The sequence below is a fragment of the Pseudoalteromonas sp. TP27 genome (assembly GCF_056470645.1).
This window is the reverse complement of sequence record NZ_JARDAK010000035.1, coordinates 1-11,079: the sequence shown is the minus strand read 5'-3', so window position 1 is coordinate 11,079 and position 11,079 is coordinate 1. Positions and strand designations below refer to the sequence as shown.

The following is an 11,079-nucleotide window of genomic DNA, read 5'->3' as shown; positions in this document are numbered from 1 at the left end:
TTTAATGCACTACCTAGAATTAGTGCATTAAATGCTAAAAATAAATGTATAATGCACCAAAATAACAACACCAATGTATAGTGCACTGATGAAAACTGATATACGTATTTATGGGTACCTGCGTGCCTCAACCGATGAGCAAGATGCATCGAGAGCAAAAAATGAGCTGATGTTGTTCGCGGAACAAATGGGATTTCAAGTTGCTTGCTGGTTTGAAGAAAATGAATCAGGAGCCCAACTTAAGCGCCCAGAATTATTTCGTTTGCTTGATATCGCAATATCTGGAGATGTGATCCTAGTAGAACAAGTAGACAGGATAAGCCGGCTCAATACTCAAGATTGGGAAAAATTAAAGTTGATGATCAATAAGAAAGGACTAAAGGTCGTTTCTCTTGATTTACCGACCAGTTATCAGTTTATGAGTAACACAGATGACTTCACAGAACGAATGCTTTCGGCTCTCAACGGAATGATGCTCGATATGTTGGCGGCAGTAGCAAGAAAGGACTATGAAGATAGACGTCGACGCCAAGCTCAAGGTGTTCAACGAGCAAAATTAGAAGGTAAATATAGAGGACGTCCAATTAACACGAAGCTGCGCAGTAAAATAGAAGGGTTACTAAGAGAAAATAAGAGCTATAGCCAAATTGAAGAGCTACTTGGTTGCTCTAGACACACGATTTCGAAGGTGTCAAAGTTGATAAAAAACGAGAATTTAATTAATTAAAATCATTTAAATAACAATAAGTTAACCATCTTATCGTTGTTTTCTGTTCCATTGGTGCTCAAACCCCAATGGAGACGTGTATAGGCTCTTGGTCGCCATAGGCTTCAATGCCTGTGGTTTTGAACAAGAACGCCCCAAAAGCGTCAACATCGAGAGGTTCAATGATGGTTACGAAAATACACGTTCCATCTTTGTCAGGGGATTGAACAATATTGCGAGAAGAAACGACCTTAAATCGACCGTTGTACTCGTAATCAATAATGACCACTTCATCATCATCGTCAAAAAAGCTCGTCGCTTTCTGTTTCATCTTCTATTTCACCTCCTGTTTCTTCATCAGGGTAATCGGTTATCAAGGTGACACAAAAATCCATGCTATTGCAGACAGGCTTGTTATCAATAAGCGTAATGGTTTCAGTGAATGAAGTTACGTCTTGCTTTACTGTACTTACCTCAAAACCACTGACACTATCAATGCTCGTTGTAATGGTTGCAGGTGGAAAATACTGAACATCGAATTGATACGTGGCTTGCTCATTATCAATCGGCTTAGCCGTGATATTCACGCCTTCCGAGACAATGTGATAAATAGGGGTAAAGTCCCCCTTCACAATGCTTTCCCATTGAGTAATGACCTGTTTATCGACAACAGTCGATAACTCCCACGGCTCAGAGGTAGGCAACAATACGCTTGATTGGTATTGGTGCTCGTCTGAGAAGTCATACGAAATATTAATGAGTTCAGCGTGTACAGAAAATGAAAGTAACGCCATTACAGGAAGTAAAACGCTCTGTTTCATAAAGTAATCCTTATCTTAATTTTTGCGCCCTTTTGGTGGCGCGTCGGTAATCAATACGTGATGTCCAGTTGTCCTTAGTGACTGGCGACGAATAATTACGCTCCTCACAGATAAAGGCAAACAGTCCCATACGATTAAGTAGGTCTGTTTGTACATCCACATTGTGACAACGCAAAAACACCGTTTTTGCTGCCCCTTGCTTATTCAATGTAAAGTCAGAAGGACAAGAAATTAAAGCGGCAAAAGGAATGTCATTAGTTTTATGTGGTGTTGGGCAATGCCCACAACTGGCGGTTAAGTTTACGTCGATTAACTCAATATCATCAATACTTAAATAAGTGACGTGAGTATTTGATACATGAGCCAAACAAAAGCCAATCGCACTATTGATATGACGCTTTACTTCATTGCGTGGAAAATGAAAATCTGGTTGAGGTTTATAGCGACCATAAACCAGTTTTTGTACAAATTGAGATTCATCTTTATCACTTTCGGTGATGCCTGAAAGCGTCGCGTTAAGGGCGTGAAGTTCAGCCGTATCTAGTAATGGTCTGTGCTGCTCTTTTTCACCGACTAAGAACAAGGCGTATTGCATGGTGTTATTACCTTATATGATAAGAGAAGAAACTCACTCAGCGATAACTACTTGGACACTGTATATAAGCTTGGGATGCTTGCTGTTCTTTAGCCTACTGCCAATAGACTGCACGTTGCTGTACGTGCTTACAAGACTGACACCCCCTAATTAAATTAAAAGAATGTGTATTGTTACGTGTTGGCTTCACGAATGGTTTGACCATTAACAGACGGGTTTTCTTTAGTGGTTGTCACGCACTAAAACCAAGTATTTATCGCTGAGTGAGCTTGTGATGCTATTTGCATCGTTGAGTAAATCCATAATTAGGCGGAGGTGATAACATCAACTCGTCCTCATCAATTTTTCGTAATTGCCATTGATACCATTTGTCATCAATGCGTTGTTTTGCGAGCCTATCAATTCGCTCAGTGCGCGGTTTATGACCTTCACGCATGAGTGTAATAACGGAAACCGCTTCGCGTATTTCTGTGTGTGTCATGTTCATAACATGCCCTTTTTGATTAAGGTTTGGTAAGGTTTTACTGGTGTAAATTTCTTAATTACGTTGCCGTTGGTATCACAATACCAATGCAGAGCGCGATAAGTGGGCGGCTCAGCTAACTGGATCGCTCTATCCACTCTAGTTTTTTTAAATGCTTTCACATTACTTCCTTTTTAAAAAAGAAAATCCACTCACATTACAATCAATTGGATCTATTGATTACCCAGCCAAAATTAGGGGGTGATATGTCCTTTTGGACACTGACAAATTATTACGGGCATTTGTCCTCGATCATCAAAAATAGAGTCTTGACGTATCACACGTAAATAGTCTGGTAGATGATCTGCCTTGGCACTAATTGTTAAAGAGCATCCTTTAAAAGGATTTATTACGGTAAAAAATTATTTTTTAACGTAAGTGGAGCTGTAACGGGCAACGTGATCACGAAGTCGAATAGCGGCTTCTTGTCGTTTAGTGCGCCCATTTTTTTCTGCTTCTCTTTCGAGCGTGTCACTCGTAATTTTATCCATTTGGAAATGGATACCTACGGTGTCTTTCTTTTTGCTCATTCAATAACCTTTAAGGTTTCAGCCTTTAAAAAGGACTGTATGGATGATCAGATTTCAATGATAGTATACTTTGTAAACTAAAGTAAAGTAAAAACAACTAGAATAAGTTGCATTAAGTTTTGATTTTACTCTTCACTTGTTAGATTAGGTATTGGGGATTGACAGGTGTAAGTGTGATTTAAAAAATGACGGATCTTGGGAAAAGAATAAAAGAAGCTCGATTAAAAATTGGATTGAAGCAAAAGGATTTAGCCTCAATATTAGAGCTAACACCTCAATCTGTTTCTGGGTGGGAAAGAGGTGTTACGTATCCTCAAGTTGAATTGTATGAAGCAATAGCGAGAACATTAAAGGTATCTAAAGATTGGCTGTTTTTTTATAAAGAAGAAAATAAACATAACGGGCAGGATAAATCTAGAGAGAAAAATAGTTTATGGATTGACACATTTAATGCACCTTTATACTCAGATATAAGCGCATCAGCAGGCCATGGAGCATTTAATGAATGTACTAGCCGTGAGTTTTATCCATTACCTTCATGCGTAGTAGCAAATCAATTTAATAAATCAGACATTATTTGCATAAATTGCCATGGAGATTCCATGGAACCTATTATTAAAAATAGGTCGATATTAGCAGTAAATACATCAATGAAAACGATTCAAGATGGAGGTGTTTACGTACTAAGCGTACATAACTTATTGCGAGTAAAAGCTTTATTTTTAGATTCTAAGGGCGTGATAATTCGGAGTTATAATCCAGAATATAAAGATGAATGCATTTCATTTGATGAATATCATGAGGATAGTAATTTTGAAATTATAGGAAAAGTTTTTTGGTACTCATCTATTTTAAATTAAATACAGGCATTATAAGTTGTAAACAGTGCGTGTGATTGGTAGTATTTAGCTACTGGGTGTTAAAGAGTGCATTACACAGCACGTTACTACATAGCTTTCTATGTAGTGTATTTTTCCAGTATAATTAGAGTGTGTTAGACCGCGAATCTAACATTATAGCATTCGCAAAAAAAGCTGATTTCCTCGACAGGGTCAGCTTTTTTTGTATCTGGAATTTGGTTTAAATAACAATCGGTTGATCTTTCTCTCTGTTTCCTATAAGTTAGTTTCTTATGTTTGGTTTCGCAGCCGAACATCCCTTATAAACTGTCGAGAATTTTAAAATGAATTTATTTCAATGTTGCCTTTGGCAGCCCATAACACAAAGACGCAATTCCTATCACCATAATGATGTAGCCTATGCTATCAGACGTTATGATGAGGATGTGTCTCATGAGCATTTCTGATCTTCTCTCTAAAATTCAAATCAAAAAACAATATGATGCTGAGTATCGTGCTAAACGTAAAAATCGTAAGCATGAGCTGATTGAACTTCATCGCTCTGTTGTTGCTGATGAAAACAAAAAGAAGCCTAAGACCCCTTTTAAGTTCGATTTTCGCTCTCGTCGTTTGCTGCGCAGTGGTAAATGGGAAACCTTGCCGCCTGAATACTCACGTATTTTAAAATCGTGTGAAGAATTTATAGATAACCCGAACCGTTTCCCTGCATTAAATGCGTGGGGAGGTGAAGGCGTGAATAATATTCAATGCCGACGACTCGTTGCGAACGTACTTGCTTGTATCATTGTGAATACCGACTTAATCGGTGGCCGTATTGGTTTACCAACGGAAGCTGGACTAAAAACGATCAGTTATGATCAGCTACAAGAAGATTATGCGTTGCGCTTTGGGCGTTATATTTCGCCTAAATCGTTCGCTAAAGCGATCTCATACTTGAAACGTGCTGGTTATCTTCACAGTGAGCGCGTCAACGTCTGTGTCGATCTAAAAGAAGGGACTATTCGCAGTGCCCCTGCGTATAAACAGTTCTCTGAGCGTTTCTTTAGTGACTTGAAAGTGGTTCGTTACAGCAATATTTGCCAACTCATTATCGCGTCTCGTAAGCGTCAAGAGGCAAAAGGCTTACGTTTTGCTTGGGTATCGTTCCGAACCCTTGCTAATGGCGTACAAGACGTCTTTAACGCGGATAAGCTCAATAATGTAGCCGACAGTGTGACAAGAGTCTTTGATGCTTATCTGCCCCACCCTGCTCCTCATTAACGTTTATTAACGTATCCGCGAAAGCGGAGGCATTTTCACGCCTAAAATTCATAGAGTCTGATTTTACCCCCTTATTTTTACTTGTTTACCTGATTTACGACAAAAATTATCGTTGTTTTTGCCTTACTTTCGTGTGTTTGTGGATTAATTTTGTTATCCACACAAAAGGTAGTGCAATAAATTATCCTTAAAAAAAAGCACAATAAAGGCAACGAATACACGACTGCGCTTATGAGTACTAACGTATTAGTACTTTGTATTTATATAAATAATTAAATAAATATTTAAGAAAGACCAAGAGCAGAGCATTAAGTACCTCCCATTAATTTTCAATTTACTCCCCACACACAAAAAGATCCCAGAAGAAAATTAACAGGCCCCCAGCCAGTTCAATTCCATCACACATGAATAGTTCATCACCCTACTGGCTGCGCTGAGCATTTCTTTTGTCATTCGACAGGAAACTAAAGCGCACTCTAAAAAACCAACGCACTAAAGAGCATTCTTACAGGAAAGGGGGTGAGGTTACTTTTAATTAGGTGTTATTTACTCACCTATGAGCTTACAAGCAATCTTGTGGTCGTGGGTGACTCTAACCTACTAACCTATCGCATCATCGAGTCATGACCCTTGTAGGTCTATTTTTGTGCATCGCTTTGTATTTAAAAAAGGTTTTAACGAGTTAAAACACATTTTTAAATGAAATACGTCACATTACATTATCTTTTCAAAGTTAGAACACAATGGAGCAGAAAACAACGATAAGCGTATTAACCTATTGTTATTTATGCGAATTTTAACGTGTAAAAAGAGAGTAAATAATGATTTACTTTTCTTAAATACTGTATAAAAATATACTGGTTATATATACAGTTAATTGTGAGGTTATTATGCGTATTGAAATGATTTTAAATTCCGCGTTGTTACCAAGAAATGGAACCGCGCTTATCCAACAAGAAATGGAGCGTCGTGTATGGCAACGTTACCCTGATGCACGTATTCGGTTGCGTAAAGGCACAAACAATCACTTAGAAATCTATGCCCCTAAAAATGACAAAGAAGCGGCTAACAAGCTGATTGAAGAAATGTTTAATGATGCTGAGGAATGGCTTTATGTGTGAGCGTTGTCGTCGTGAATTTAACACTATGTATTCCAATACGCCTGTCTATTATGAACAAAGTAAAGAATGGGATGACTATGTCTATAAAGGCGTTCGTGGCCTGAAAAAAATCAGTAAAGAATACAAAGTCCCTTTGTCGCTTTTGATTGCTCGAATGAAAAAAGGATGGTCGCTGCATGAATCGGTAACGTATGCGAGAGTCAATATGAGTGAGGTGATAGCAAAAATGACGACGCCCCTCCCTAAAGCACTGCCAGCAACAGAAAAGAAAGGCTTGTATGATAATGGATTCGGGACGTATTCCGTAAAAATACATCAAAATGGTCAACCGCTTCCCTTTCCTGATAAAATGGATGCTTTATGGCGATTGGCGTTAGGATTACCTTCTTTACAATAGCCTACTCTTTTTTTTAGTGAGCACCATGAGCAAACTTAAATACCATCAAGCCTTTACCAATTTAACCACTCTTGCTCTGCTTCATCTGTACAGCTACATGGAAATGTCATCGCGCTTTGTACCGATGAAGAAACGCAGCGAGCTACTGATTAAGTTTCTAAAGAAACAAATGGCGTTACAAGGTAACGCCATCATTAAGAAAGACATTAAGGTGTTAATTACTCAGGCGCGGCAAGGTAAAAACATCGAGAAAAAATTAGGGGAGCTACACAAAGTGAACTGTCAATATGGCGAGAAATTTACGGATGCAGACCATTTATTTATTCTACTGACTTATCTTTATGAACAGCATGGCTTTGAATCGACGCTCGACAATCCAGAGATTGAACGAGAGCCTGGCATTATTTATACCGACAGTGAATTAATTGATACCTGCTTTAGTGATGACAATATCTTATCTAGGCCGCTGCCTATTTCTATCATCATGGATGAGCCTAGTCGATTGGTGGATATTATTAATGGTCATGGAGGGATGTTTATTGCAGAGCATTTATCGACATCAATTGATAATCGATGTGCAACTGTATTACTGCATAAAATCTCTACCCCTGAAAAATAAAAGCCTGATAAGGCTTTTATTCTGCAACCGTCCACTTCCCCAATTCTTTTGATGTGAGTAAGTTTTCGGCTATATCGTAAATTTCAATCTTCACGGTTCCCATTGGAGCCATTGATGATGATGAACGTTTTGCGGCTGGAAGTCCTTTCATTAAAATCGTTTCGCTGCGCAGTAACGCCTTTTCGTTATTCAGGTAGTTAATTTTAAACACTGACATAGTGCCCTCTTTCTATAAATAATAATTGTTAGCCATATGATAATGATGTCAGCACTTATAACGGCTGTAAATAAAAAGATTGTATTCAAGTAGTTAGGTAATGTTATTTTAATACATAACATTTCGTGTAATTACGTATTGTATTTACTTGATGTATTTACTTTATGCAATTACAATAAGTAAATACAAATGGTAATTACATCAAGTAAATGCAATTTATGTTTTTAAGGAAATTATATGCACATAGTTTTTATGAATACTAAAGGTGGCGTTGGTAAATCAACGTTATGTGAAAGTTCTGGCAATGAATTAAAGCGTCTTGGTTATGTAGTTAGTCTTAATAATACAGATCAACAAAAGCACATTTTAGTTAATGGGTTAAATGAAGCGGACTATTTTTTATATGATACTGCTGGGGCTTTTACACAAGAAAACGTTCAATTATTAGAGGCTTTAAGTAATCCTACGGTAAACGGGAAAATAATAGTCCCTTTAGGTGTTGGGAAAAACGATTTAAAAGAAGTTGATTTTATGATTGAGAATCTTAATAAATTTAATCTTTTAGATCGAACGGTATTCGTTTTTATGCGCACAAATCCAATGCGTAAATCATTACGTGAAAGTCGAGAGCAACTCATTCAAAAAGGATTAAATGTTAGTCGTTGGGTAATGCCAGACTTGGAAGATTTCGGACAAGGACGAACTACCTCAAGAACAAAAAATGAAATTAGTCAATTTTTAAATGAAGTTATTTTATGAATTTATTAAATCAAAATAGTCAGATTACAACTGATGAAAAGAAAGAAGAACAAGTAAATAATAGTTTTGGTAGGGAGGCATTAACAACTGAATCCGCAGTTGTTAGTAAACTAAAAAAGGAAAGGCGGAAAGCTGATAAGGAGCGTTATGCTCAAAGAAGTGCTGATTGGAAAGATATTAAAAAACAAATTGATAATTATAGTATTGATGAATTGCTGAATTTTATAAATAACAGTAACCCACACGAACCAGCGATAGGCAATCTTTCAACGAGAGTTTCACCTTATGAGTTTTCGTTGCTTAAAGCTGCAAGCCTTATTAGTGGTAAATCAATAAGAGAAATTATAGTAAAAGCTAGTTTAGAATATTTAACTAATAACATAAAACACAAGGTGTAATTACCTATTGTAATTACCTATTGTAATTACCTATTGTAATTACCTATTGTAATTACCTATTGTAATTACCTATTGTAATTACCTATTGTAATTACCTATTGTAATTACCTATTGTATAGGTGTAAAAAAACCCCAAGATTCCGTCGAAAGTGCCTTGAGGTTTAGTGCGACTAACTTATTTCTTACCATGAGATAACCACAAATGAACTCTACTATTTTAAAGCCTATTTGCATAGTGCTATCTATCGCAACGGCTTCTCTATCTGCAATTTTAACGGCTCAATTCATGTATGGCATAGGTTTAGCTATGGGTGAGCCTATACTAATGACAGCGTTAGGCATTGTGCTAGATTTCGCTAAATGCGCTACACCGTTGTTTGTTCTGTTTTTGTTTTCACAAAAACAATACGCTTCTGCGCTGTTTGCTCTGGTATTGAGTATGACATTAAGTGCTGTTTCGTTTTCTGCATCGGTGGCCGCTTTAGAGCAAGGTGTTGTTGCCAGTCAAAAAAACAGTACTGCTTATCAAGCGGTTTCTCAGCAAATTAAAGAATACACAACCCAAGTGGACGAATTACGTCTTCTTGCGGCCAAACAACAAAACGCAAACCTCATTACTAAATCTGAAAGAACGCTAGAAAAAGTTGAACCTCTTTTAGTTCGTATCGATGATCTTTATCAACGTCAATCTACTCTACCGAGTGAATCGACCGTCTTTGATAAGTTTGGTTTGCTTATTAGTTACATTACCTCTGCTGCATTGGAATTAATGAGCTGGTTGTTAGTGTTTGTTTCTAACGCACTGAAACGCAGTCACGCGCACTCGAACGCAGTTGTGCGCAGTCATGAGAAATCGTCTGCGCTAGAGCTTATTCAGCCTGACGTTATCCAAACGCAGTTAGAAATTGAAACGCAGTCGTGCGCAGTGGTTACACAGTCACGCGCAGTGAATGATGAATATTTTACCGACTGCGTTTCTGAGTTGGTTGATTGTCATGAAGAGGAAGCATTCAGTGACGACCATCTAAAATGTAATGAGCAAGTCTATCTGGAGATCAAGCAAGCGGTACTAGCAAAAGAAGTAAAACCAAGCCAACGAGGGATTGGTGAGAGATTTAAAGGGGTAGGGCGTGATACCATTAATTTTGTATTGATGGATCTGAAACAGGCAGGATTTTTGCGGTCATATAGAAAAGGTTATGCCTTTGCTTAATGGTTTTAAAAAGGAGAATATCAATGTTATCCCATTCAGTGATGCACAAGGTTGCAGATATAGCAGATCTTGCTAGTAAAGAGAGTGGTACATCTTATGAAGAGTACATTCGATTATTTTCAATCTCTTTTGATAAAGAGTTTAAACACTATCGTCCTATCCATGAAGTGAAGCGATTTGCTAGAGAGTATGGTTATGCGCCTAAATCCGAGCGAAATTAGTCACATGCGGATTGTTAAAATAACGATATGAGGTTGAATATCTAAACTCGATCTTCATTGTATATCTTAACTATTCGTATCACGGTTCTTGCCGATACTCCTACCAACTTCGCTGTTGCATTGACACTTAACTGATTATGTACACGAAGTTGGATTATTTTTTCATGCATATCTAGATCTGGTCTTCGGCCTCTGTAAAAACCTTCGATCTTGGCTCTTTCAATACCTTGAACCTGACGTCTTCGTCTATCTTGGTAATCTTTTCGTGCAATAGCGGCCAGCATGTCTAACATCATATTATTGATGGCTCTGAACATGGCTGATGTAAAATCATCATTATGATGTTTCATTAGTACTGTGTGGCTGGTTGGCAAATCTAAGCTGATCACTTTTAATTGTTTTTTATTGATTAATGCTTTGAGTGTTTCCCAATCTTCATCATTAAGACGAGAAAGGCGATCAACTTGCTCAATAAGGATAGCGTCGCCTTTTTCTGCATCTTTAAGTAATCGCATTAACTCAGGTCTTTGTAGTGATGCGCCAGAAACATTCTCAATATACCAACCAGCAATACGAGCACCTTTATCTTCCGCAAAAGACTTTAAGCTGTCTTGTGCTCTTTTTGCATCTTGCTCTTTGGTTGATGCTCTTAGATAGCCAAATATGTACATGAATTGAGCCTAGGTGTCATTAAAGTAATGATCTAATACTACATGACAAAAAGGTGATGACAAAATGATTTTAGGGCTAAAATTAACCCTGTGACATTAGGGTAAACCCTAATGTCACTATGGCAAATTTATCTAACTAAAAATGGCTTTCTTAGAGAACCACAAATA

General features: G+C 37.6%; 17 protein-coding genes. 10 read left to right on the top strand and 7 right to left on the bottom strand.

The features are described 5' to 3' along the window. The first annotated feature begins 100 nt into the window (after positions 1–100). Positions 101–727: a recombinase family protein gene (locus PX700_RS20950; protein WP_479521828.1), complete on the top strand. Its 627-nt coding sequence runs from the start codon at positions 101–103 to the stop codon at positions 725–727. Positions 728–785: 58 nt separating this feature from the next. Here PX700_RS20950 and PX700_RS20945 read toward each other — a convergent pair whose 3' ends face one another. The 5 genes from PX700_RS20945 to PX700_RS20925 all read right to left on the bottom strand — a co-directional run bounded on the left by PX700_RS20945 (position 786) and on the right by PX700_RS20925 (position 3,175). Further along, positions 786–1,037, bottom strand: a complete 252-nt coding sequence (locus PX700_RS20945; protein WP_446701408.1) for a hypothetical protein — start codon at positions 1,035–1,037, stop codon at positions 786–788. Then, positions 1,009–1,527 (bottom strand): hypothetical protein, encoded by a 519-nt coding sequence (locus PX700_RS20940; RefSeq protein WP_479521827.1) that lies wholly within the window; start codon positions 1,525–1,527, stop codon positions 1,009–1,011. Before PX700_RS20940 ends, PX700_RS20945 begins: the two co-directional genes overlap by 29 nt. Before the next feature lie 10 nt (positions 1,528–1,537). Further along, entirely contained in the window at positions 1,538–2,122 is a 585-nt protein-coding gene (locus PX700_RS20935; RefSeq protein ID WP_479521826.1) for a hypothetical protein, read from the bottom strand. 277 nt (positions 2,123–2,399) lie between these two features. Continuing rightward, on the bottom strand, positions 2,400–2,609 hold the full coding sequence (locus PX700_RS20930) for a hypothetical protein (RefSeq protein ID WP_479521825.1): 210 nt from the start codon (positions 2,607–2,609) through the stop codon (positions 2,400–2,402). A gap of 398 nt (positions 2,610–3,007) precedes the next feature. Then, positions 3,008–3,175: a TraY domain-containing protein gene (locus PX700_RS20925; RefSeq protein ID WP_446701351.1), complete on the bottom strand. Its 168-nt coding sequence runs from the start codon at positions 3,173–3,175 to the stop codon at positions 3,008–3,010. A gap of 185 nt (positions 3,176–3,360) precedes the next feature. Here PX700_RS20925 and PX700_RS20920 point away from each other — a divergent pair, with 185 nt between their 5' ends. From PX700_RS20920 to PX700_RS20900, 5 genes are all read left to right on the top strand, one after another. Next, positions 3,361–4,035, top strand: a complete 675-nt coding sequence (locus PX700_RS20920; protein WP_479521824.1) for a S24 family peptidase — start codon at positions 3,361–3,363, stop codon at positions 4,033–4,035. A 432-nt stretch (positions 4,036–4,467) separates the two neighbouring features. After that, a complete protein-coding gene (locus tag PX700_RS20915; protein WP_479521823.1) occupies positions 4,468–5,295 on the top strand; it encodes a hypothetical protein in 828 nt (275 codons plus the stop codon). 902 nt (positions 5,296–6,197) lie between these two features. Next, on the top strand, positions 6,198–6,416 hold the full coding sequence (locus PX700_RS20910) for a DinI-like family protein (protein ID WP_479521822.1): 219 nt from the start codon (positions 6,198–6,200) through the stop codon (positions 6,414–6,416). Continuing rightward, positions 6,409–6,813 carry a hypothetical protein gene (locus PX700_RS20905; RefSeq protein ID WP_479521821.1) on the top strand — a complete coding sequence of 135 codons (405 nt, stop codon included), beginning with the start codon at positions 6,409–6,411 and terminating at the stop codon, positions 6,811–6,813. Before PX700_RS20910 ends, PX700_RS20905 begins: the two co-directional genes overlap by 8 nt. 25 nt (positions 6,814–6,838) lie before the next feature. Continuing rightward, positions 6,839–7,432 (top strand): DUF2913 family protein, encoded by a 594-nt coding sequence (locus PX700_RS20900; RefSeq protein ID WP_479521820.1) that lies wholly within the window; start codon positions 6,839–6,841, stop codon positions 7,430–7,432. Positions 7,433–7,448: 16 nt separating this feature from the next. Here the strand turns inward: PX700_RS20900 and PX700_RS20895 are convergent, their stop codons facing one another. Then, complete coding sequence (locus PX700_RS20895) at positions 7,449–7,649, bottom strand: hypothetical protein (RefSeq protein WP_446701283.1); 201 nt, start codon at positions 7,647–7,649, stop codon at positions 7,449–7,451. A gap of 237 nt (positions 7,650–7,886) precedes the next feature. Between PX700_RS20895 and PX700_RS20890 the strand changes: the two genes are divergently transcribed. From PX700_RS20890 to PX700_RS20875, 4 genes are all read left to right on the top strand, one after another. Further along, positions 7,887–8,408, top strand: a complete 522-nt coding sequence (locus tag PX700_RS20890) for a ParA family protein (protein WP_479521819.1) — start codon at positions 7,887–7,889, stop codon at positions 8,406–8,408. Further along, positions 8,405–8,806 carry a hypothetical protein gene (locus PX700_RS20885; RefSeq protein ID WP_479521818.1) on the top strand — a complete coding sequence of 134 codons (402 nt, stop codon included), beginning with the start codon at positions 8,405–8,407 and terminating at the stop codon, positions 8,804–8,806. Before PX700_RS20890 ends, PX700_RS20885 begins: the two co-directional genes overlap by 4 nt. Before the next feature lie 202 nt (positions 8,807–9,008). After that, a complete protein-coding gene (locus PX700_RS20880) occupies positions 9,009–10,019 on the top strand; it encodes a hypothetical protein (protein ID WP_479521817.1) in 1,011 nt (336 codons plus the stop codon). A gap of 23 nt (positions 10,020–10,042) precedes the next feature. Then, complete coding sequence (locus PX700_RS20875) at positions 10,043–10,240, top strand: hypothetical protein (protein ID WP_479521816.1); 198 nt, start codon at positions 10,043–10,045, stop codon at positions 10,238–10,240. A 41-nt stretch (positions 10,241–10,281) separates the two neighbouring features. Here the strand turns inward: PX700_RS20875 and PX700_RS20870 are convergent, their stop codons facing one another. Continuing rightward, positions 10,282–10,911: a recombinase family protein gene (locus tag PX700_RS20870; RefSeq protein WP_479521815.1), complete on the bottom strand. Its 630-nt coding sequence runs from the start codon at positions 10,909–10,911 to the stop codon at positions 10,282–10,284. Positions 10,912–11,079 lie beyond the last annotated feature (168 nt).

Coding starts and splice junctions, on each gene's coding strand:
- PX700_RS20945 (WP_446701408.1), bottom strand. CDS start 1,037: ATGAAACAGAAAGCGACGAGCTTTTTTGACGATGATGATGAAGTGGTC.
- PX700_RS20940 (WP_479521827.1), bottom strand. CDS start 1,527: ATGAAACAGAGCGTTTTACTTCCTGTAATGGCGTTACTTTCATTTTCT.
- PX700_RS20935 (WP_479521826.1), bottom strand. CDS start 2,122: ATGCAATACGCCTTGTTCTTAGTCGGTGAAAAAGAGCAGCACAGACCA.
- PX700_RS20930 (WP_479521825.1), bottom strand. CDS start 2,609: ATGAACATGACACACACAGAAATACGCGAAGCGGTTTCCGTTATTACA.
- PX700_RS20925 (WP_446701351.1), bottom strand. CDS start 3,175: ATGAGCAAAAAGAAAGACACCGTAGGTATCCATTTCCAAATGGATAAA.
- PX700_RS20920 (WP_479521824.1), top strand. CDS start 3,361: ATGACGGATCTTGGGAAAAGAATAAAAGAAGCTCGATTAAAAATTGGA.
- PX700_RS20915 (WP_479521823.1), top strand. CDS start 4,468: ATGAGCATTTCTGATCTTCTCTCTAAAATTCAAATCAAAAAACAATAT.
- PX700_RS20910 (WP_479521822.1), top strand. CDS start 6,198: ATGATTTTAAATTCCGCGTTGTTACCAAGAAATGGAACCGCGCTTATC.
- PX700_RS20905 (WP_479521821.1), top strand. CDS start 6,409: ATGTGTGAGCGTTGTCGTCGTGAATTTAACACTATGTATTCCAATACG.
- PX700_RS20900 (WP_479521820.1), top strand. CDS start 6,839: ATGAGCAAACTTAAATACCATCAAGCCTTTACCAATTTAACCACTCTT.
- PX700_RS20895 (WP_446701283.1), bottom strand. CDS start 7,649: ATGTCAGTGTTTAAAATTAACTACCTGAATAACGAAAAGGCGTTACTG.
- PX700_RS20890 (WP_479521819.1), top strand. CDS start 7,887: ATGCACATAGTTTTTATGAATACTAAAGGTGGCGTTGGTAAATCAACG.
- PX700_RS20885 (WP_479521818.1), top strand. CDS start 8,405: ATGAATTTATTAAATCAAAATAGTCAGATTACAACTGATGAAAAGAAA.
- PX700_RS20880 (WP_479521817.1), top strand. CDS start 9,009: ATGAACTCTACTATTTTAAAGCCTATTTGCATAGTGCTATCTATCGCA.
- PX700_RS20875 (WP_479521816.1), top strand. CDS start 10,043: ATGTTATCCCATTCAGTGATGCACAAGGTTGCAGATATAGCAGATCTT.
- PX700_RS20870 (WP_479521815.1), bottom strand. CDS start 10,911: ATGTACATATTTGGCTATCTAAGAGCATCAACCAAAGAGCAAGATGCA.